The sequence below is a fragment of the Microcystis protocystis FBCC-A270 genome, assembly GCF_050500235.1.
GTDB lineage: Bacteria > Cyanobacteriota > Cyanobacteriia > Cyanobacteriales > Microcystaceae > Microcystis > Microcystis ichthyoblabe_A.
Map to the genome: position 1 here is coordinate 2,244,812 of NZ_CP191407.1, position 22,083 is coordinate 2,266,894.

The window sequence follows — 22,083 nt, forward strand, 5'->3', positions numbered from 1 at the left end:
GAGGTTAAACTTAAAATTTTAAAACGAACTAAATTAAAATTTTAATCAAATTAATATCTTGATTCGATGAATTATATCCCTTTTTTAAAATTTTTGAAGGAGCATAATAAATTTGACCATATTCTAAACACGGTTTTTCATTTTCTATGAAAATTTCTAATTTTCCATTCAAAATAAATCCGATTTCTTCTTGCTCACCTTGATGTGGGGGAATGGAATAACCATAAGGTATTTTCATCATCACGATTTCAAACCAAGAACCCTTAACAGATTGACAGGGTAAATGAGTGATTTTATCTTGGTTGTTGGATAGTGTTAATACAACGTCTTCTGAAGAGAAAGAAGAGGTAATCCGTTTAAGATCAAATCCAATCATCGGTTCTGATAAAGGATTAAAAGCACCATGAGGAATATTGCCATCAGCTATATAAACATCTTGCAAAGGTCTTAAGGGTTTAATCACATCTTTAATATACAGTTTCAGTTCTCCTGAGAATACCATGCCAATTTGACTTTCAGGATGTTGGTGGGATTCAAGTTTAGCATTAGGAGCTATAACGTATAACTGAAAATGGTGTCTTGGCATTGAAAAACCTCTAATTCTACATGAGGATTGAGTTTAATAGTTTTGGGAATTGGGAAAAATTCAGACATGATTTTAGGGGACAAGTTCAAAATGAAATTGAGAGGTTAAATTTCAATTATTTTTATGTGATGAAGACAACTATTTTCATCGGATAGGTAACTTTTTTAGGTATGCACAGGTAAATAAATACTTTGAATCATGGTGTTTTCCTTTTTGTGAAATAAAGACCAACTCATCTCAATTTTACCATATTGTGAAATAAATTCTAAATCATATTCTCGGAGGGCATTTTCATTGGTAATGGCTAAATCTGCCAACCCTTGTTTAACTTGAATAGCGGCCACACTGATAGAATTCACAAATTTGATTTTCATCTTATTTTGATTCAGGTCGCCTGGTAATAAATAGGGAAGTAAAGGAAGAGGAGCGGGATGAGTAACCAGGGTACAATTTTCTAAAACGATTTCTTCATTTTTTCGCTTGGCTAATCCGTAAACGGGTGTGGGATAGGTGAAGATAAAACCTAGTTTAAAACTCGGTTCCATATAGAAATCATTAATTTTTTCATAGGCATGGGGTACTAACGCCAAATCTATCTGATTTTCGAGTAAAGATTCTTTTAAATCTGTAAAGCTATCAAATAAATAACTATTAACCGAAATCTGTTGTAATTTCCATTGAGAAATTAGATAATTTAAGGTTTGTTCACTACTGGTTTCTTTGGAACCAAAAGTGCCAACGCTTAAAGTTTTGACATCAAGCTGGGGATAACACAATTCCATTGAAAACTTTAACATAGTTTTAAGGCTCCTGAATGTTTAAGGGCGGATAAATTAGGATTTCCGGTACAAAATAAAACAATTTCAAGTTCAGCAATTAAAAATTTTACCAACTCATCAACGGCGGCTTCTGATTCAATCGCTGCCACGAGAAACGGACGAGCCAACCCTCCTAAATCGGCTCCTAAAGCGATGGATTTGGCAAGGTCTAAGCCATTTTTTAAGCCCCCAGAAGCAATTAAAGGAATGGTTGAATTCATGGACCGAATGGCGGTAATACATTCAGCCGTAGGTAAACCCCAATCGGCAAAAACTTGTCCGAGATGCCTTTGTCTGTTGTCTTTGGCTCTTTGGCTTTCGACTTTAGCCCAGGACGTGCCTCCGGCCCCCGCCACATCAATCGCAGCGACTCCGGCTTCAATTAATTGTTTGGCCATCACCGCAGAGATGCCATTTCCGACTTCTTTGGCGATGACGGGAACGGGTAATTGAGCGCAAATTTGCTGAATTTTAGCGAGTAAACCTTTAAAATTGGAATCGCCTCCCGATTGCACCCATTCTTGTAAAGGATTGAGATGCAGAATTAAGGCATCAGCTTCTAATAATTCCACCAGTTTTAAACAGTCTTCTAAACCGCAGCCGTAATTTAACTGTACAGCCCCTAAATTCGCTAACAGGAGAATATCTGGCGCCAGAGAACGGACTGCAAAGGTCGGCGCTAATTCCGGTTGTTCGAGTGCAATGCGTTGAGAACCCACCCCCATCGCTAAACCATAACGTTGAGCGACCATTGCCAATCGAGTATTGACTAAATGGGCTAATTCCGTTCCTCCGGTCATGGAAGAGATGAGAATTGGAGCTTTTAAAGATTTCCCCAAAAAGGTTGTCCCCAGTTCAATATCGCTACGGTCAAGTTCAGGAAGACAACAATGGGTAAAACGATATTTTTCTAAACCGCTTGTAAGTTGTTGAAATTCTACATCTTCTTCGATACAAACTCGCAGATGTTCGCTTTTACGATTTTCAATTTCACTGGGAAGATTAGGTGATGGCATAGTTGTTATCAAGCAGGAGGGTTAAACATTAAGTTGAGGTTAAAAATCAAGTTCTGAAAGCAGTTCATCTAATTCTGCCTGATTAAGATCCGCATCGGGAAAATCCGATGGAGTATAGCCTCCTTCTACCGATAAACAATGGTTAATCAGGCTTTCTAAAGAATCTCGATAAGCAGCGGCTAAATTTTTGATCGTTGTTTGATGATGAAAATTTTCACTATATTGCCATTCCATATCAAGTTGCCCATCAACCACAATTCCATGAATCGCAATTAAATGGGAACGTTGTCCCAAAGGACTATGAATGGAACCAGTGGATTCTTGAGATAATTTCCAGCCTATCTCGCCGATTTGATGGCTGGTAAATTGACCTAAATAATTAAAGCTGACTTGAGCTTTTGGATAGTTTTTTAACGGGGATTGAATCGTTAAATCTGAACTCAGATAATATCCAATTCCATAATCAAATCCTCGATTCGGAATTTGTCTTAACTGCTCTTTAATGGACTTGAGACACTCACCCGGATGGTGAAGATTTTCTAAGGTCAAAAAGACGGGGAAAATACTGGTAAACCAACCCACAGTTCGAGATAAATTCACGGATTCAATTACATTCTCTCTTCCATGACCTTCCATGTCAAGCAAAAGCTTATAATTTCCTGTCCAACGGCCAAAAGCTTGGACTAAAGCGGTCAATAGAATATCATTAATTTGGGTGTTATAAGCTTGCGGAACCTCCTGTAAGAGTAAGCGGGTTTGTTCTTCGGTTAAGGTGAAAGAGACCGTTTTGGCATGGGCAACAATGTTAGATTGGGCATCCCCCTGAACATCTACAGGAAGAGGAGAAACGGATGAAAAATCACGGTTTAGCCAATACTTGAATTGAGCGTAAAACTCTGGGGTTTTCGCATAGTTTTGCAGTTCCTCAGCCCAAGTTTTAAAAGAACTGGTTTTAGGAGGAAGTTGCAGAGGCTTTTGGGTTTCTAATTGCTGGTAAATCGTAACGAAATCTTCGAGGATAATCCGCCAAGAAATTCCATCTACTGCTAAATGATGAATTACAATTAACATTTTTCCACTCTCACCCAAGGCGAAGAAAACCACCGCCATTAAGGGGCCTTCCTCTAAATTCAGTAACCGTTGTTGAACCTCAGAAATTTCTGCCATCTTGGTCAATTGTTCATGGTAAGATAGATGGGATAAATCCACCTTTTCAAAAGCGAAATTATTGCAATCATCGCTGTGATTTTGTTGCCATTGTTCCCCTTTTTGCACAAACCGTAACCGCAAGGCATCATGGTGATAGAGTAATTTAGAAATAGTTTGTTTTAATAAATCTGGTTGTAGATTATTGGGAACCTCTAACAAGATAGATTGATTAAAGTGATGACGTTCGGGCCAGTTTTGTTCAAAAAACCATTTTTGAATCGGCGTTAACGGGACTTCACCTGTAACTAATCCCTGGTCAATTTCAGTGATAGCAGTTGTCTCCGCTACGGTGGCTAATTGAGCGATAGTTTGATGACTAAATAATTGTTTAGGAGTAATTTGTAATCCCACTTGATTAGCTTTAGCGACAATTTGAATGGCGATAATTGAATCGCCTCCTAATTCAAAGAAATTCTCATTAATACTAATTTGATTTTGCCCTAAAACTTCCTGCCAAATTTGGGCTAGAATTGTTTCTTTCTCGGTACTAGGAAGAAGATAATTTTCTAATTCATTAACATCAATTTCTGGTCTAGGTAAAACACTGCGATCAATTTTTCCATTCTGATTAAGAGTAAAAGCATCTAAGAAAATCAAGAAAGCAGGAATCATATAATTGGGCAGCTTTTCTTGGAGAAAAATTCGTAATTCTGGCTGAGTGAGTTGTTTATCTTTCGGAACAACATAAGCATACAAACGCTTGATTCCAAGTAGATCTTCTCTGGCGATAACAATTCCATCTTTGACTTGAGGATGCTGAAATAAAACGGCTTCTATTTCGCCTAATTCAATTCTAAAACCTCTGATTTTTACCTGATGATCAATCCGTCCAATAAATTCAATATTCCCATCGGCTAAATAGCGTACTATATCACCTGTTTTATACAGACGTGCTGACGAATCTTGACTAAAAGGATTGGGAATAAATTTTTGTTCAGTTAAGTCAGGACGATTGAGATAACAACGGGCTAAACCATCACCACCAATATGCAATTCGCCTTTAACACCAATAGGAACAGGTTGCAAATAGGGATCAAGAATATAAATTTCTGTATTAGCTAAAGGACGACCAATTGGAATAGTTGTAGCTTCTGAAGGAATATTTTTAATTAAATACCAAGAGGTAAAAGTTGTGCTTTCTGTTGGCCCATAAACATGAAGTAAATTTTGAGCGGTTCCTTTATTAAGGGATTCTTTGACCCATTGAGGATCAACTGCTTCGCCACCAAAAAGTAAATATCTTAAGCTTTGAAAAGCATGGGGAATAGTCTGAACTAACTGATTAAATAACGCTGTCGTTAAGAATAAAATAGTAATTTGATATTTTTGGAGAAAATGAACAAATTTTTCAGGAGAAAGAACTCTATCTTTATCTACTCCTATTAACTGTGCGCCATGTATCAGCGCCCCCCAAATTTCAAAAGTAGCGGCATCAAAAGAAGGATTAGAAACCTGAGCCATTCTATCAGTTGGTTTTAAATATATATAGTTAGTATTACAGACTAAACGAGTCACTCCTCGATGGGGAATAGCAACTCCTTTAGGTTTACCTGTAGAACCTGAAGTATAGATGACGTAGGCTAAATTCTCAGCGTTAACATGACTGAGAGGATTCTGTTTACTTTGTTGTTTAATTGGGTCTTCATCTTGTTCTAAACAAATCAATTGATTGACTGTTGTTGGTAGTTTTTTGATGAGGTGCTGTTGCGTTAATAAAATTTTGATTTCAGCATCATTTATGATAGATTCAAGTCGTTCTTCGGGATAGCTTGTGTCCAGTGGTACATAAGCTCCTCCAGCTTTTAAGATTCCTAAAAATCCAATAATCATTAAGGGTAATCGCTCGACACAAATCCCAATTAATTGATCTGGTTTAACCCCTAATTTTTGTAAATAACGGGCAATCTGATTGGCTTTTTGATTTAACTGTTCATAGGTGAGGGATTGTTCTCCATCGATGACCGCTATAGCATCAGGTGTTTTAACAACCTGTTCTTCAAATAACTGATGAATACAGTAATGATCAGGATAAGACGTTTGAGTTTGATTCCATTCTACTAATAATTGCTGTTTTTCCGATTCAGTCAGTAACGGTAATTCCCCGATGGTTTGCTGAGGATTGGCTACAATCCCCTTTAATAAAGTTTGGAAATGACCCACCATGCGGTTAATTCTTTCAGGAGTAAATAGGTCGCTATCATATTCCCAAAAACCTTCTAAATAAGCTCCTTTTTCGGTTTCGATTTCCTCTAAAACTAAGCTAAGATCAAATTTAATTCTCTGTTGTTCAACGGCTAGATATTGAGCTTTTAAATTGGGTAATTCTAAAGCATTGAGGGGGGCATTTTGCAGCGCAAACATTACCTGAAATAAGGGATTATAACTTAAACTTCGTTCGATTTCTAACCCATCAACCACTTGCTCAAAGGGTACATCTTGATTGGCATAAGCTTCTAAAACAACATTGCGAGCTTGCTGTAATAATCCTGAAAAAGTCGGATTTCCTTCTAGGGAATTCCGCAGCACTAAAGTATTGACAAAAAACCCAATCAAAGGTTCAATTTCTTGTCGGTTTCGGTTGGCGGTGGGTGTCCCGATTAAAATATCATCCTGACCACTATAACGAAAGAGTAAAGTGTTTAAAGCAGCCAGTAAGGTCATAAATAAAGTCACTCCCGACTTTTGGCTCAAAAGTTTCAGTTTTTCTGTGAGTTCTGAGTCAATTTGAAACGAGATACTATGACCTCGAAAATTGGGAGTAGCTGGACGGGGTTTATCGGTTGGAAGTTCTAATAAAGGAGGAGCGCCCGTTAATTGTTTTTTCCAATAATTTAACTGATTTTCTAAGATTTCACCTTGTAACCATTGTCTTTGCCATACCGCAAAATCCGCATACTGTATAGGTAATTCGGGTAAATTTACGGTTGAATTGGATAAAAATGCTTGATAAAATTTAGATAATTCTTTAAATAAAATGCCTTTTGACCAACCATCGATAATAATATGATGGAAGACGTTGACTAAAATATAATTTTCATATCCCAGATCAAACAGAGTACATCGTAATAGGGGAGATTGGGTTAAATCAAAGGGTTTTTGTAGTTCTTCAATAATCTGTTTGTCAATTTGCTCTTGGGGGATATCTTTTAAATTAACAACTAATAATTTAATCTTCAGAGATGGAGCAATTTTTTGAATAGGTTTTCCTTCAACCATTGGAAAGGTTGTCCGTAAGCTCTCATGGCGTTGAATAATAGCATTAATCGTTTGCTCTAAAATATCAATGTTTAAGCGTCCCGTTAAACGGATGGTTAGAGCTTCATTATAAGCTGGATTTTGCCGATCCATCTGATAGAGAAACCACATTCTCTGTTGAGCAAAAGATAGGGGTAAATCTTCAGTTCGGGCAACGCTATTAATTACGGATTCAAGGGGTTTAGATGGTGTTGTTGCACTTCTTAAAAAAGTGAGAATTTCTGGTTTTCTTGTCCCGATTTCTTGCTTAATTTCTGGTGTCATTGCTCCTTGGGGAGCTTGATATTTTAACTTTTCTTCCTCAAGCCAAAGCTTGATGTCTAAACTATTTAAGTAAGATAAAAATTCTGCGACTTTCATTAATAGTATCCTTTTCCTTAATTAATGTTCTGGTATTTTTGGAATGGGGGTGATGTTTGGCTGGGTTCAGTAGCCCTAACTTGAGCTACTGTTAGAAATCCAATCAACTTGATTCGTCTATTTTTATCGGTTTATTGCCTCTAAATATTGTTTTTTAATGCTGTGTAAATTACGAGGTTCGTTCTTAGGAGAAAACAGCCCATCAGTCTCCCATTTACTGGCATCCAAACTAATTGCCCAAGCATTTAACCAGGGGTGTTCGTTAATTTTAGTTAACAGTTCGGGACTGGTATCCTCTAAGGCAATTTGAAAAATGACTTGAGCAAATTCTTCTAATAATTTTAAGCTGGCTCGATAAGCTTCTATGATTTCAGCTTCGGTTTTATTAGATTGTAAATTCCGGGTTCGCAGTTCATTCACAAAGGGGATTGCTAAGTAATCAATAAATTCAAAGCTAACCCGACCCAGGGATTGATTTGCCCAATCTCGGAATAGTTGTTGTATTCGATAGGAAAGAGGGAAAAATTCTGCATTAATCTGTTGAACTTTCATCTTAAGTTCCGGGTCAAGGAAGATGGAATTAAACATCATTAAGCAACCAAATGTCCATCCAGCTAACGTATCCCAGATCATTTTTGTTGCCATCACTATCCCATTTCCCATACAGTTGTAGGAATTTTGGATATTAAAGGTTAACCCATCGTGATAGGTTAAATAAAAGTGATTGGCATCGTCAACTCTTTCGGGAGTTAGTTGACCTTTAAGGTCAAGTTCAATCATTTGGGTGGTTAAAGAATTGCCAAAACCAATACTATCTGAACCAGGGGAATAAAAAGGATCGGGAAATAAACCGGCTTCACCAACACAAGTCCAACGATCAAAGGAAAAGACTTGTTTGGAGGAGTAACTATATTTCGGCATCTTTCTAAAGTCTTCAGGGGATTTACCTTCTAAATGAGCCGCTAAAACGGGTTCATTTTCCCTTAACCACTGCAAGGCTAATTCATAGTTATGATAATTTTTTAACGGGTGAATATCTTGACGAGTCACAATGCCAATACTGGTATAACCTGTGGATAAAGGAATTAACCAAACCCAGTATCCTTCACCGCATAAATGATTTGTAGAATAATAACGGTTGTTATTAGGAACACGCCGATGCCATTTTTCTTCACTGGCTGGCACAAAATTGCTGACATCAAAACGACACTCAACTCGGAACCAAACCGCACTGTAATTATTATGATTAGGTTTCGCTAAACCGAGTTTCTTCTGTATAAATCGACGGCGACCCATCGCATCGACAACCCATCGGGATTTAATACAATGAGTTTTTTGATTCGCTCCACTACCTTGAGTATAAATAATTTTATGCTGTTGCTGTAGCCCTTCAGCAAACTCGATGTCTTGAACTGAACAACTTTCCTTAAGATCAATTCCAGCTTCAATATTAAATTGGCGTAAATCATTTTCTAATTTCCCCCGATCAATTTGATAAGATTTAGGATCATGAAACTCTGATAATCCCAGTTCAGGTCTTTTATGAAATTCAGTTTCTTGAGGTTTGAAAAAATAACGTAATCCCAGTTTAGATAAATGTTGATTGTTAAAATAATCGGTTAACTGCAGCGTATTTGCTAAATAAAAAGCACCAACTTCAACGGTTGATTCCCCCACTTTAAAACCAGCTTCGGGTAAAGGACGAGCCATTTTATCAAGAACAACAACGGAAAGATTAGGTTGTTTAAGTTTTAACTGTCTCGCTAAGGTTAAACCCGCTAATCCACCGCCACAAATTGCCACATCATAGTCTGTTTCCGAACTAAAATTGTCAGCTTGTTCACGCAATAAAACGATGAGTTCTTCTTTATGCTCTTTCAATTGTTCGAGTAAATCGGGAGTCATAACACCTTGAGGAGAACGATAGCGCAGCTTATCCCCTTCCATCCAAATTGTCACACCTAAATGATTCAGATCCGATAAAAATTCAACTGTTTTCATAAATTTAAGTCCCTCAAAGACTAAACACTATAGACCCAACAACAATTATCAATGGCGAGGAGTGAGTGATTATTGTTAAAGTCAGTTGCTATGGGAGCAACCGCTTACATACTCCACAAAAAGACTGTTTTAAACCGAGACTATTTATAGCATATTCTGGATGATAAATTTTAGTGATGGATACAATTTTTTACATTTTTTTCCAAAATGGATCTGAAAAGCTTAAATTTTAGTTAAGCTATTTTCATAATTCTCCTTCTTCATAATTTTCTGAGGCTGTTGTCATAACTTTACCACTTTTGGATACACTTTGACTATTGTTGGCTACATTAAGCACCTCAATCGTTTGAGTTAAACTGGCAACGGTGGGGTATTCTAATAAACTGTGCAAAGACAATTCTACCGAGAAAACATCGCGTAAACGAGAGATGACTTGACTAGCCAGCAAGGAATGTCCTCCTAGTTCAAAGAAATTGTCATGAATTCCAATTTGAGATAAATTTAACACCTTTTGCCAAATGTTAGCAACTTGACGTTCAGCTTCCGTTCTGGGTGCTATCAATTCGTTATTTTCTTTGCCTTGGAGTTCCTTGAGTAATTGCCGCTTATCAATATCTCCATTATCCTTGATAGGGAGGGATTGCCGCAGCACCAGGGGACATTTATAGGACGTTCCCAATCGATCTTTTAGACTAACATGATTAGGTAGATTGACCGATTGAACTGTAGATTTACGGGTGTAATAAGCCGTTAACTTTTGGCATCCTTCAGACCTAGATGTGAAACGATTAATCTTGCTATTACTCCCATCTAAACCGATTATTAATTGTCTTTGGTTGTGATATAAACTGGTTAGAAATGAGTCTAAACCTTGCCGCACTGTCATATCATAATACCCTTGAGATCGGGTTATGTATTGCATCTGATAACCCTGGCTAATCCCAGTTTCTTGCCAAGTTGTCCAACTATAACAATAACTGGGGAACAAATTCTTAGATTTTTGATAGCTGTTCAAAGACTCAAGGAAACTATTAGCCGCCGCATAGGAACCCAAAGCCGCTCCTCCAAAAAAACTAGCCAAGGAAGAAAAACTAATAAAAATTCCCTGAGATTCTTTGAGAAGTTGATGTAAAACCCAAGTTCCTATTACTTTAGAGTGAAGAATTGTCGATAAACCCTCTTGAGTTTCGTCCAGAAGTAAACAATCTTTGTAAATTCCAGCCAGATGAATCACCCCATTAAGTTCTCCTTGCCATTGTTTTTTCACCTGTTCTACAGCCTGTTTAACTTGAGGGAAATTAGCCACATCTACCGCTTGATAAATTACCTGTCCCCCAAGATTTTCTAAAGCTTGGAGATTTTTGATTTTTAAGGATAATTGATCTTCGGTTTTGAGATACTCACTCCAGAGGTGTTTTTCTGGTAAAGGTGTTTTTCCAATTAACAGTAAACGAGCTTGATAATTTTTGAGCAAATACTGAGCAATTTGTCTGCCAATCCCTCCTAGTCCTCCGGTAATCAGATAAATTCCCCCTGATTTAAAGGGTAATTCCTGTTGGGTGTGTTGAAGTAAATTGACTTTTTCCAAACCTGCGATTAAACGTTTACCGTTGCGATAGGCAATTTCTCTTTCCTTGGATAAAACCGATAGTTCTTGCAGCAGATAACTGAGATTAATTTCGGTTTGATCCAGAGGTAAATCAACATGACGAGTATTTAACCAAGGAAGTTCTTGAGCTAGGGTTTTGATCAGTCCTAAAACTGGAGATTTTTCATAGGCAATTTCATCGGTTTCTATGACAAATTGACTATAACTGGAAACAAATAGCAATTGAATTTTTGAGTTAAAATCATGAGTTTTAGCTAAAGCTTGAACTAGAAATAATAAATCATAGGTTCCTTTTTCTAGTGCTTTTTCTAACTGTTCAATTGTTGAAATTTCTCCCTGATAGTCTTGATAAGTCCCCAGATGAATAATATTGCTAAGGATAATTTTTCGCTCGGATAAAGATGCCATTAACTGTTGATAATGATTGGCTGTCCCGGGTCTGAGGGTATAGCAATTTTGACTGATTTGAGAAAATTTTTCCGCTGCTAAAACCGTGATACAGGGTAAGTTTTGCCCTTGAATTTTTTCTGCTAAAGATGCTCCTAAACCCAAGCAATCCAGAAAAATTAAACTACAATACTTGGAAAGTTCGGGTTTTAAGTTAACTGGAGATCGAGGTTTCCAAACTTTCTGGTAAAACCAATCAGGAATGGTTTGATCGTTTTCTAATAAAATATCTATTTCTTTTAAAATAGAATTAAATTCTCCATTTCCAAACCGTTTTGTTAATTGCGATCGCTGAATTTTACCAATGGAAGTTTTAGGAATTTCAGTTTTATTTAAGGGGATTAAATATTCAGGATTAACGCCAAAACTGTTAATTACTTTTCGTCTAATCTTTTTCAGAAGTTCCGCTAGATGCTGGTGATCAAAGGTTTCTGCACTAAAAAATAAAGCTAATTGATCGGTACTATTCCTAGGATCATAAACAGCACAAGCGGCTGTGTAGGACGCTTGTACTTCTTCAATAGTTTCCACTACAGTTTCAATTTCATGGCTATAATAATTCACTCCATTAATAATAATGGTTTCTTTACTTCTTCCAGTGATAACTAAATGACCGTTACTAATAAATGCTAAATCTCCTGTCTTAAACCAGCCATCTTTTAAGAAAGCGTCTTGATTTGCTTCTGGGTTTTTATAATACCCGGGTGAAACTGCATGACCTTTAACTTGTAAATGACCAATGGTTTCTTCTGGTAATAGGGAATTATCAGCATTAACAATTCTAATCGATATTCCTGGGATGGGTAATCCTAAATCCGTAAAGGTTGCACCATTGGGATGTTCAGGATGGACTCGTTTTAAGGAAGAATTCAAGGAGGATTTATCAACCGTATGAAAGAGTAATGGCTGTTGTTCTGTCGGCTGATAATAGGTAATTCCTGACCCCATTTCTGCCATCCCAAAAGCAGGACGCATCGCCGTTTTTTTCAGATTATATTGAAGATGAAGGGTGTTAATAAATTCTCCAACTGCTTGACCAGAAACGGCTTCACCCGCTGCCAAAAAGAATTTGACACAATCTAAATTCCAATTTTGATCCGGTTCTTTTTTTAAAGCTTCATTGATCAAATTATAAGCAAAATTAGGAGCCCAACTATGGGTAATTCGATATTGAGCAATTAAATCTAACCAATTCAAAGGACGACCTAATATATATTCAGTTTGAACATAAACCATTTGGCATCCTAACTCGACACAGCGAATATTCCAGTCTGAAATACTTCCAATATGATCAAAAGGAAGCCAATTAAGAATAATATCGTCGTTTTGATGTTCACAAATGATGTTTGTTCCTCGCGCACGAGAGATGACATTTTTATGGGTTAATGAGATACATTTCGGTATTCCTGTACTGCCTGATGTTAGATTAAAGAACGCAATATCATCCGGTTGACTAATATGAGTCTGATGGGGAGAATAAGTTTTTAATTCTTCAATAAAACTCAATCTTAAGGTTTGATTAGGCAACCATTGTTTTAAATGTTTTATCTCTTGCTGACGGGATTGATTTGTGATAATAGTAGGTTCATCTAACAACTGCCAAACTTGAGAAATTTTATGAATTTCATTATTAAAATCTTTATAGCTGGGTGGCACTGAAATAATAACAGGAATAAATCCTCCTAAAAGACACCCCCAAAATGCGGAAATGATATCATAGTTTTCCGATAGCTGAAGAATTACTTTATCTTGAGCTTGTAAACCCTGCTTTTGTAATCCGGCTTGTATTTGTTGAGCTTCTTCCCATAATTGTTGATAGGATTGAAAAACTTCTGATCCATTAGATTGAATATAAATAATCCCTTTATTTGAATAATTTTCAGCAGCTTTTTGGAGGATTTCTGCCAAGGTTTTAGTTTGAAGTTCAGATTCTTCTAAAAGCTGTCCGTGACTGATTCCAGCTTGAGTGTTAGAAGTGTGAATCACCAGATGAATCGGGGTTTCAGATTTTTGATGATCATTTTTTTTCTCTATTTTTAAGGGCAATAATTCTGATAGATGTAGGGGTAAAATTTTGTTCTTTTTAGAAGTCATGACGACAGCGACTTGATCAATATCTGACAAAGAGCCTAGTTTTTCTTCTGTTTCCTGAACTTGATGATCATCGATAATTTCAATATTCTTTAATGCAGTTTCATCGACATCACCGCTATCGGTTAAGGGTAAACTGGAAATCTGCACATAGATATTAGGTAGAAGATTGTCCGGTAACTGAGACTGTAAATCGGAGGACAATTGTTCAGAATTCCAAGCTCCAGAGGAAACGATATAGGCGACTAATTCCCCCTCCCGTACCATAAAATAGCAATCTTCAATTAAGGGATTTGATAAAAATACTTCTGCTAATTTCTGACAATTTAATTGTGGATTTTTGTGTTCTGTCCTCATACCTAATATCCTCGATTCTGTGTACAGGCTAATTCAAGCCTGAATTGCATCACTGTCTGAGCTATCAGAGCATACCTCATTCGGGCTAGGATAGTCAAGATATTTTCGAGGACGATTGTTAAGTTTTTCGTAATTTAAATTACTTGTTGAGATGAGGGACTTATGCAAGAGGCAAGACTCCCCCCAACTTTCCCACTTCCGGGGGGTGGGGGAGATTCGGCTAATCCAAGAATAAGGGATTTAGATCCGTCTGAGCTTAGCCCATTAGTCGGCTCGTTTAATCCCCTCTCCCAAGAATGATCAGGAGTAGCAAAATAAAAATCTACTCCTAGTTTCTCACTCAACTCTTGATGTCCAATAAATTCTTTGACCTTGTCACAAGGGTCGATTTTTCTTTTGTCAGAGGGAATCTCTTGGAAAAGTTTTTCTGCCACTAGATTGCTTTTACTTTAGCTTAGTTTTGATAGATCATTTGATAAGTAATAGGACAAAATTAACTTCTTGGAACACAATATCTAAAGCTCTGCCTTAAAATAGCATTAGTATTCAGGTAGAACCTAAAGAGAGCGTTCCCAGGTTCTACCTGGGAACGAGATATTACTCGGACTCTATTGGAGGACTTGGGGACGATTTACTTGAATATAGTAGAATGTAGGATTAGAGAGGGAAGTTATGGTTTTTCTAAGATAACTCGACCGACTGCTCTGCAACAGAAAGCGTTATATTTATTAGGGGTTTCCTTAATTTGTAGCCAGTAACGAGCGGCACAAATTCTCTTAATCCCTGTCACAGCACAGGTTATGGCCTTTTGTCAAAGGGGAAGTCTAGATCTTTAACAAATCTAATTTCACCGAAAGATTAATTTAACCTTGATCTGTCGGGACTGATTTCTTAACCTTTTAATAAATTGATTTTTCCTCCAGTCAGGCTAAAATCAGTAGGATTAGCATCCAAGATAATCGGGGTAACTTTGGTTAATCTGGGGCAATGTAGCCTAAAAAAACGCCAAAAATAGTCAAATTTAGACTTGAGTGGCTTCTTACTAACTGTTTAATCTATTATTTAGGTATTAGACTCTATGGCTAAAGCTTCTACCGTAACTTCTGAAATCGATCTTAAAGATTCGCAATATTACTTTAACCGAGAATTAAGCTGGTTAGAATTTAATCGTCGCGTGCTTTATGAAGCACTTGATCCTCGGACTCCCCTACTAGAAAGATTAAAATTTACCGCCATTTTTTGTGCCAATCTCGACGAATTTTTTATGGTACGGGTGGCAGTGCTTAAACAACAGGTAGAGGCAAATGTAGCCGTTTTAAGTGCCGATGGCCGGACTGCCTCGGAACAGCTAACCGAGATCAGTAAACGTCTGCGTCCCCTTGTGCAACAGCAGGATCGTCTTTTTGAACACACCCTAAAAAATCTCTTAGTGGAACAGGGAATTCATCTGATTAACTATGTTGATTTACATCAAGAACAGCGCAATTATCTCCATGATTACTTTGAACAAAATATTTTCCCCGTTTTAACTCCTCTAGCGGTGGATCCTAGTCATCCTTTTCCCTATATTTCTAATCTTAGTCTCAATTTAGCCGTAGTCGTTCGCGATCCCGACACCGATAAAGAATTATTTGCCAGAGTGAAAGTGCCGCAGGTTTTCCCCCGTTTTCTGGCATTATCCAAAGAATTACGCCACCAAGACGGAAAAGCTTCGATTTGGACGGGAGTACCTCTGGAACAGGTGGTAATGCACAATTTAGAGGCACTTTTCCCCGGCATGATCATTCAAGAATGTTATCCTTTTCGGGTGACGCGCAACGCCGATATCTCCGTCGAAGAAGATGAGGCCGATGATTTATTATTAGCGATCGAGGAAGAAGTACGCAAGCGCCGCATCGGTAAATCGGCAGTACGTCTGGAAATTCACAGTTCTACTCCTAGCAATATTAAAGACCGGATCATGCGCGATCTGGGACTTGAGGAGATCGATGTTTACGATGTGGATGGACTGCTGGGACACAAAGATTTATTTTATTTTCTGTCTTTACCCTGTCCCGAACTGAAAGATCCCCCTTGGAATCCTGTCACCCCACCGGTTTTACAGGGATTGCGAGAAATAGTTGACGGTAACGAAGACGGCATTTTAGAACAGGATGGCGAAGATATTTTTACTTTAATTCGCAATAACGATATTCTCGTTCATCACCCTTACCATTCCTTTAGTGCCTCAGTACAACAGTTTATCGCCCAGGCGGCCTATGATGCCCATGTTTTAGCGATTAAAATGACTTTGTATCGTACTTCCGGAGATTCCCCGATTGTCAATTCCCTGATTGCAGCGGCGGAAAATGGCAAACAGGTAGCGGCGTTAGTGGAACTAAAAGCACGCTTTGATGAGGAAAATAACATTAGTTGGGCGAAAAAGCTGGAACAAGCCGGAGTTCACGTTGTTTATGGCTTAGTTGGTCTGAAAACCCACACGAAAGTGGTTCTCGTGGTCAGAAAAGAAGGGGATAAAATCCGTCGTTATTTCCATATTGGCACGGGTAATTATAACCCAAAAACGGCTAAATTATACACTGATTTGGGTTTACTTAGCTGTCGCGAGGATTTGGGGGCAGATATCACCGATTTATTTAACTTTCTGACCGGATACTCCCGTCAGCAATCCTATCGCAAACTTTTAATTGCTCCAGTGAGTTTGCGAAAACGGATGTTAGCAATGATCGATCGCGAGGCCAAAAACTGTAAAAATGGCGGTACGGGGCGCATTGTGGCAAAAATGAACTCTATTGTCGATAAACCGATTATAGAAGCCTTATACGCCGCTTCTCGTGCTGGTGTGCAGATTGACTTAATTATTCGCGGCATCTGTTGTTTACGACCCGGATTGCCAGAAATAAGCGAAAATATCCGAGTAATTAGCATTATCGGCCGCTTTTTGGAACATTCCCGCATTTTTTACTTTTACAATGATGGTCAGGAGGAGGTTTATATTGGTAGCGCCGATTGGATGTCGCGGAACCTGACTCGTCGCGTGGAAGCAGTGACACCCATCGATGAACCAGCGATCGCCAAGGAACTAGAAGAAATTCTCGGCATTATGTTGTCAGATAACCGACAAGCATGGGAATTACAATCCGATGGCAGTTATATTCAGCGTCGTGCTGACAATGAGGGACAGGAAAGCAGTACCCATGTAATTTTAATGGAAAAAGCCCTTAAATCTGCGGGTATTAATCCATAGGAACAGTGATCAGTTATCAGTGATCAGTGATCAGTTATCAACATTTTTCGCGGGTTAGACAAAATGGCTGAAAATCTAGAGTTTTCGTTGAGGTGCGTCGATGCCTTGTCCAGCAAGGCTTTGAGCCTGATGACCGAGGTGACTATTGACAATTATTATTAATAATGTCTATGCTTTTCAATATCCCACGAAAAATCGTTGTACAATCCTTGTACAGCCTAGCTTTGCAAAGCTAGTCTTGCTTCCAATTCGTGAAGCGTATGAATGGAAACTAATAAAACTTGTTCTGCATGCAGAACCAAGTTTTTAATTTCTCTTGCTTCCAATTCGTGAAGCGTATGAATGGAAACCCTAGCGTCTTGACAGTCATGGCAGCCTTTTCCTGCTTGCTTCCAATTCGTGAAGCGTATGAATGGAAACTTATACAGCCCATCGGCTAACGCTTCATCCAGAGTTATCCTACTTCTTGCTTCCAATTCGTGAAGCGTATGAATGGAAACCATTAGGAGATTCCGTTTTTTGAGACGGTTAAATGCCTTGCTTCCAATTCGTGAAGCGTATGAATGGAAACTAGACAAAAGCGCATTCCGATCGTTGGCAGGAAGGGGCCTGTCCATACTTGCTTCCAATTCGTGAAGCGTATGAATGGAAACGCTTTAGCTGCAGCTATTAAAAAATAGATACCCCCCCTTGCTTCCAATTCGTGAAGCGTATGAATGGAAACGTTATATAGTTCATCTGAAATGAATACATCTCGGATGAAATCTTGCTTCCAATTCGTGAAGCGTATGAATGGAAACCTATAGTCGAGTGCTAACAAAATGTGCTGATGATTAGCTTGCTTCCAATTCGTGAAGCGTATGAATGGAAACACTTTGATAACCGGGCCGTTTCGGCCTGCGACGATGGTGCTTGCTTCCAATTCGTGAAGCGTATGAATGGAAACACAACTTGCTACCGATACCCTCAACACCTTTAAGGTGTTGCACTTGCTTCCAATTCGTGAAGCGTATGAATGGAAACAATTACGCTACTAAAGACGCGATGTGCGCTTGATTAGCTGACACCTTGCTTCCAATTCGTGAAGCGTATGAATGGAAACATTCAAAGCGCGTGGCTCAACAAGAACGTTTCCGCTTGCTTCCAATTCGTGAAGCGTATGAATGGAAACGTTTGCCATAACATCACTCCTGCCGCTGATCCAATTCTTGCTTCCAATTCGTGAAGCGTATGAATGGAAACAACTTATCACAGTAACAAAATTATTATCCTCGATCGTCTTGCTTCCAATTCGTGAAGCGTATGAATGGAAACCCGCCGGCACTGTCACTGTCCCCGTTGCCGTTCTCACTTGCTTCCAATTCGTGAAGCGTATGAATGGAAACCAAAGTGACACAGTAGAGAAAGAGTGAATCCAATGACTTGCTTCCAATTCGTGAAGCGTATGAATGGAAACTCAGGAATATCTTTTAAAACATCAAAACAATCACCGTCTTGCTTCCAATTCGTGAAGCGTATGAATGGAAATAATGTGTAGGGTTAATTCATGAATTAACCCTACAATTTTTTTAATTCCAATTAGTTAAGCGTATGAATGGAAACAGAATGCCAGGGATCAATCCCATCTCATCGGTTAAGAAAAATCCGAGATTTCAGCGAGATTATGCGTCAGTGGGGACAACAATTTCAGAGGAACTTTAACCAGACTGAACTCGGCAGAATAATTTATGCGGGAGGAGATGATTTTTTGGGCATCGTTTATAATAGCCAATTTCCTGATCCACAACTCGACTCGATCGATCTCGATCGAGTTCTCCACTGGCTACAAACCCCTCATAAGTAGGGTTTGCTGAATAAATCTAAAAACCTTGTTAGATAAGGCTTTTAGACTTTTTTTCTCTCAAAAAGTGCTGACCATTGGAGTGATCGGGGGTAAATTTAGGTACTTTTTCCCTGAAAATTAGGTAATTGGCCACCTCAAAACTGGTAAAACCCCACACCCCACACCCCACACCCCACACCCTGCCACCACCGAAAAACTTATTCAGCAGACCCTAAGTAGGGTTTGCTGAATAAATGTGAAATGTAGGCAAGGTCAGGGTTTTGTGGCTTTTCTCGTGAAACAGGTGCAAGATTTTGAGAGAATCGTGCTTCAAAACCTTGCGTCTTCATCGGCCCGCGTCCTGTAGGGGCGAAGCATTCGGGCAGTAACCTATCGGTGAAACCGTAGATTTTCTATCCCAATGCTTCGCCCGTACTTTTTCAGCAAACCCTAAGTAGCGATCGCACTTTCAAAAGACCAAATAATCACATTTAAAGGATTTTGCTTTAAATCTTTTCATAAGTAGGTAGGCGTTAAAAGCTGTCAGATGCCCCCCTTATTAAGGGGGGATTAAGGGGGGATCCCCCCGCCTATCGGCACCCCCCTTATCAAGGGGGGCAGGGGGGATCGAACCTAAAATCCATTTTTAATTTAATTATAACCAGCTACTTAGGAAGCAATAAAATCATCTCGTGAGATACCCGCTTGAGTGCAAATAATCTTTAGTGTAGAGCTTTTAATTTGCTTATGATTGGGTAGCGTTAAAAGTGTTGTTGTTCCATCTGGATTTTTTCTAATCATAGAAATATGCTCTTTTTATCTAACAATTGAAAAACCAAATTTTTCAAGAACTTTAATCACTTTGGCTTTAGGGGCATCAGCCGGAAATTTTGCCATTAGACTATTGCTTCTACAACAAAGGCTTCTAATAAAGATGAGTCAGCTTCGAGAACTTATTCCCCAAAGGTTTCAACATGAAAAGCGATCGCCGATTGCACATCATTAAGAGCATCTTCATAGGTATCGCCCTCACCGACTACTACGCCTTGAATTCCCAATGGATAGGCGATATAGCCATCAGAATGTTTTTCCACAATGATTTTAATGGATTTCATAAATTCTTGACACTTTACAGGAATTTCCTGATCCTATCTCATTTCTATAGGACTTTGATAAGAAAACGATCGCCTCTCCTCCTCATCAAAATCTCCAAAAAAGTTGACTCTCCCAAAAGTGATCGCTATTCCTCATCATCAAAAAGCGATCGCATCCTCCAATTGTATCCCCACAAAACGTGATCGCTATTCTTAAACGATGCTATAGTCAGAATAGTGAGTTCTAATTACAAGAATGCAAGTTAAAGACCTAAGTGTTGAAGATTTTAAGTTTTTGATTCAAGAAACTGTTACGGAAACAGTTCAATCTCTACTAAATGATCCTGATATTGATAAACAACTTAAAACCGAAGTCTCTCAATCTCTAGCTGACTCTTTACAGCGAACTCGAAATGGAGAACGGGGAATTTCTGCGGAAGAAGTAGCTCAAAGATTAGGATTAGATTGGTAATGCGTCGCCATATAGAATTTACCGATAAAGCTTTTGAAGGTTTAGAGTCGCTTACGGCAGTTGTTCGGGAGCGTGTCTTTAAAAAAGTTCGTTGGATAAATGAAAATTTTGATGATATTAGACATCAAAGTTTAAGTTCTAATTTAAAGCGGTTTGTTTAAACTTAGAATTGGCGATTACAGGGTGATATATTCTTTTGATGATGACTTTATTACGATTCATCAAGTTGGTCATCGTCGAGATATTTATTCTGATTAGTTTTAGTTTAATTACTTCCATTCCCAAAAATTGCTCCTTCCAAAAGCGATCGCACTCCTCCTCATCAAAATCGCCAAAAAAGTTGCTTCTCCCAAAAGTGATCGCTATTCCTCATCATCAAAAAGCGATGTCGTCCTGACAATGAGGGACAGGAAAGCAGTACCCATGTAATTTTAATGGAAAAAGCCCTTAAATCTGCGGGTATTAGTCCATAGGATCAGTTATCAGTTATTAGTTATCAGTTATCGGTTATCAACATTTTTCGCGGGTTAGACACAATGGCTGAAAATCTAGAGTTTTCGTTGAGGTGCGTCGATGCCTTGTCCAGTAAGGCTTTGAGCCTGATGACTGAGGTGACTATTGAAAATTATTATTAATAATGTCTATGCTTTTCAATATCCCACGAAAAATCGTTGTACAATCCTTGTACAGCCTAGTTTTGCAAAGCTAGTCTTGCTTCCAATTCGTGAAGCGTATGAATGGAAACGCAATATCGACAATAGGCAGCACAGGCCAAAATACTCTTTTAACTTCTTCTTGCTTCCAATTCGTGAAGCGTATGAATGGAAACAACAAGCTAACAGCGATAATGAAGGCAGGGACTTTAGCGCTCTTGCTTCCAATTCGTGAAGCGTATGAATGGAAACTTTTGTAGTATCCGTCACTTCGAGAAGTGCGGCATGGCTTGCTTCCAATTCGTGAAGCGTATGAATGGAAACTCAGCTTCTTCATCGGACATTGCTAGTATCCTGTCGTATCTTGCTTCCAATTCGTGAAGCGTATGAATGGAAACAACAAGCGAAAAAACCCAGCACCCACACTAGGTGGTGTCTTGCTTCCAATTCGTGAAGCGTATGAATGGAAACTTTCGTGCCGACTTGCGGGATGAACCCGTGCCGACATTCTTGCTTCCAATTCGTGAAGCGTATGAATGGAAACCAGCCTCTTTAAACGGATCATTCATTTTTCTCCTTAGGCCACTTGCTTCCAATTCGTGAAGCGTATGAATGGAAACCTTAACGATATACTGTACGTAGATGTAAAAACGCGGCAGTGCTTGCTTCCAATTCGTGAAGCGTATGAATGGAAACTCGCCATCCCTTTGCATGGCATGGGTTTTTTGTTTTTTATCTTGCTTCCAATTCGTGAAGCGTATGAATGGAAACGGCAGAGGTTTTGGCTATCGGAAAAATTGATAAATTTTCTTGCTTCCAATTCGTGAAGCGTATGAATGGAAACCGTAGCATTGCCATAGGGTTGCCAAGTGGGGACGCTTGCTTCCAATTCGTGAAGCGTATGAATGGAAACTGAAACTGGTTATCGTGGGCGTATTGATACAGTTTTCCTTGCTTCCAATTCGTGAAGCGTATGAATGGAAACTCCTCTAAAGCCGCCTTATACTTCGGAAAAGCCTCTACTTGCTTCCAATTCGTGAAGCGTA

The 22,083-nt window shown here is 38.7% G+C and carries 12 protein-coding genes, 1 pseudogene and 2 CRISPR repeat arrays (1 of these 15 running past the window's edge); of the genes and pseudogenes, 5 read left to right on the forward strand and 8 right to left on the reverse strand.

What is annotated here, in order from left to right; all coding sequences use genetic code 11:
* Nucleotides 1-28: 28 nt before the first annotated feature.
* From ACQY1X_RS10995 to ACQY1X_RS11025, 7 genes and pseudogenes are all read right to left on the reverse strand, one after another.
* Complete coding sequence (locus ACQY1X_RS10995; RefSeq protein ID WP_002753720.1) at nucleotides 29-586, reverse strand: cupin domain-containing protein; 558 nt, start codon at nucleotides 584-586, stop codon at nucleotides 29-31.
* 164 nt (nucleotides 587-750) lie between these two features.
* Entirely contained in the window at nucleotides 751-1,383 is a 633-nt protein-coding gene (locus ACQY1X_RS11000) for a LysR family transcriptional regulator (RefSeq protein ID WP_430014555.1), read from the reverse strand.
* On the reverse strand, nucleotides 1,377-2,420 hold the full coding sequence (fni, locus tag ACQY1X_RS11005; protein WP_002753718.1) for a type 2 isopentenyl-diphosphate Delta-isomerase: 1,044 nt from the start codon (nucleotides 2,418-2,420) through the stop codon (nucleotides 1,377-1,379). The genes ACQY1X_RS11000 and fni overlap by 7 nt, the downstream gene beginning before the upstream one ends.
* 39 nt (nucleotides 2,421-2,459) lie before the next feature.
* Nucleotides 2,460-7,244 (reverse strand): amino acid adenylation domain-containing protein, encoded by a 4,785-nt coding sequence (locus ACQY1X_RS11010; RefSeq protein ID WP_430015681.1) that lies wholly within the window; start codon nucleotides 7,242-7,244, stop codon nucleotides 2,460-2,462.
* 123 nt (nucleotides 7,245-7,367) lie between these two features.
* Nucleotides 7,368-9,245, reverse strand: a complete 1,878-nt coding sequence (locus ACQY1X_RS11015) for an FAD-dependent monooxygenase (protein ID WP_430014557.1) — start codon at nucleotides 9,243-9,245, stop codon at nucleotides 7,368-7,370.
* 244 nt (nucleotides 9,246-9,489) lie between these two features.
* Nucleotides 9,490-13,749, reverse strand: a complete 4,260-nt coding sequence (locus ACQY1X_RS11020; protein ID WP_430015682.1) for an SDR family NAD(P)-dependent oxidoreductase — start codon at nucleotides 13,747-13,749, stop codon at nucleotides 9,490-9,492.
* A gap of 257 nt (nucleotides 13,750-14,006) precedes the next feature.
* Nucleotides 14,007-14,198, reverse strand: a pseudogene (locus ACQY1X_RS11025) (IS30 family transposase); the annotation flags it as partial.
* Between the two features lie 629 nt (nucleotides 14,199-14,827).
* Here ACQY1X_RS11025 and ppk1 point away from each other — a divergent pair.
* Together ppk1 and ACQY1X_RS11035 are read left to right on the forward strand one after the other, a co-directional pair.
* Nucleotides 14,828-16,996 (forward strand): polyphosphate kinase 1, encoded by a 2,169-nt coding sequence (ppk1, locus tag ACQY1X_RS11030; RefSeq protein WP_430015683.1) that lies wholly within the window; start codon nucleotides 14,828-14,830, stop codon nucleotides 16,994-16,996.
* 237 nt (nucleotides 16,997-17,233) lie between these two features.
* A CRISPR array of direct repeats spans nucleotides 17,234-18,598; the repeat unit is 35 nt; unit sequence CTTGCTTCCAATTCGTGAAGCGTATGAATGGAAAC.
* A gap of 61 nt (nucleotides 18,599-18,659) precedes the next feature.
* Nucleotides 18,660-18,839 carry a hypothetical protein gene (locus ACQY1X_RS11035; RefSeq protein WP_002741157.1) on the forward strand — a complete coding sequence of 60 codons (180 nt, stop codon included), beginning with the start codon at nucleotides 18,660-18,662 and terminating at the stop codon, nucleotides 18,837-18,839.
* A 932-nt stretch (nucleotides 18,840-19,771) separates the two neighbouring features.
* Here the strand turns inward: ACQY1X_RS11035 and ACQY1X_RS11040 are convergent.
* On the reverse strand, nucleotides 19,772-19,933 hold the full coding sequence (locus ACQY1X_RS11040) for a type II toxin-antitoxin system HicB family antitoxin (RefSeq protein WP_112600503.1): 162 nt from the start codon (nucleotides 19,931-19,933) through the stop codon (nucleotides 19,772-19,774).
* A 235-nt stretch (nucleotides 19,934-20,168) separates the two neighbouring features.
* On the opposite strand from ACQY1X_RS11040, the gene ACQY1X_RS11045 reads away from it, so the two are divergent.
* The 3 genes from ACQY1X_RS11045 to ACQY1X_RS11055 are packed head-to-tail and all read left to right on the forward strand — an operon-like array spanning nucleotide 20,169 to nucleotide 20,642.
* Nucleotides 20,169-20,384, forward strand: coding sequence for a hypothetical protein (locus ACQY1X_RS11045; RefSeq protein WP_002732549.1), 216 nt, complete (start codon nucleotides 20,169-20,171; stop codon nucleotides 20,382-20,384).
* Nucleotides 20,384-20,545 carry a hypothetical protein gene (locus ACQY1X_RS11050; RefSeq protein WP_002734912.1) on the forward strand — a complete coding sequence of 54 codons (162 nt, stop codon included), beginning with the start codon at nucleotides 20,384-20,386 and terminating at the stop codon, nucleotides 20,543-20,545. The genes ACQY1X_RS11045 and ACQY1X_RS11050 overlap by 1 nt, the downstream gene beginning before the upstream one ends.
* Before the next feature lie 22 nt (nucleotides 20,546-20,567).
* The gene (locus tag ACQY1X_RS11055) at nucleotides 20,568-20,642 is read left to right on the forward strand and encodes a hypothetical protein (protein WP_238560405.1); all 75 of its coding nucleotides are present in this window, start codon (nucleotides 20,568-20,570) and stop codon (nucleotides 20,640-20,642) included.
* 452 nt (nucleotides 20,643-21,094) lie between these two features.
* Nucleotides 21,095-22,083: direct repeats of the CRISPR family, unit length 35 nt; unit sequence CTTGCTTCCAATTCGTGAAGCGTATGAATGGAAAC (it continues 11 nt past the right edge of the window).

Bases quoted from the DNA above. Each gene is read 5' to 3' on its own strand.
- ACQY1X_RS10995 (WP_002753720.1), bottom strand. From the start codon at position 586: ATGCCAAGACACCATTTTCAGTTATACGTTATAGCTCCTAATGCTAAA.
- ACQY1X_RS11000 (WP_430014555.1), bottom strand. From the start codon at position 1,383: ATGTTAAAGTTTTCAATGGAATTGTGTTATCCCCAGCTTGATGTCAAA.
- fni (WP_002753718.1), bottom strand. From the start codon at position 2,420: ATGCCATCACCTAATCTTCCCAGTGAAATTGAAAATCGTAAAAGCGAA.
- ACQY1X_RS11010 (WP_430015681.1), bottom strand. From the start codon at position 7,244: ATGAAAGTCGCAGAATTTTTATCTTACTTAAATAGTTTAGACATCAAG.
- ACQY1X_RS11015 (WP_430014557.1), bottom strand. From the start codon at position 9,245: ATGAAAACAGTTGAATTTTTATCGGATCTGAATCATTTAGGTGTGACA.
- ACQY1X_RS11020 (WP_430015682.1), bottom strand. From the start codon at position 13,749: ATGAGGACAGAACACAAAAATCCACAATTAAATTGTCAGAAATTAGCA.
- ppk1 (WP_430015683.1), top strand. From the start codon at position 14,828: ATGGCTAAAGCTTCTACCGTAACTTCTGAAATCGATCTTAAAGATTCG.
- ACQY1X_RS11035 (WP_002741157.1), top strand. From the start codon at position 18,660: ATGCGTCAGTGGGGACAACAATTTCAGAGGAACTTTAACCAGACTGAA.
- ACQY1X_RS11040 (WP_112600503.1), bottom strand. From the start codon at position 19,933: ATGAAATCCATTAAAATCATTGTGGAAAAACATTCTGATGGCTATATC.
- ACQY1X_RS11045 (WP_002732549.1), top strand. From the start codon at position 20,169: ATGCAAGTTAAAGACCTAAGTGTTGAAGATTTTAAGTTTTTGATTCAA.
- ACQY1X_RS11050 (WP_002734912.1), top strand. From the start codon at position 20,384: ATGCGTCGCCATATAGAATTTACCGATAAAGCTTTTGAAGGTTTAGAG.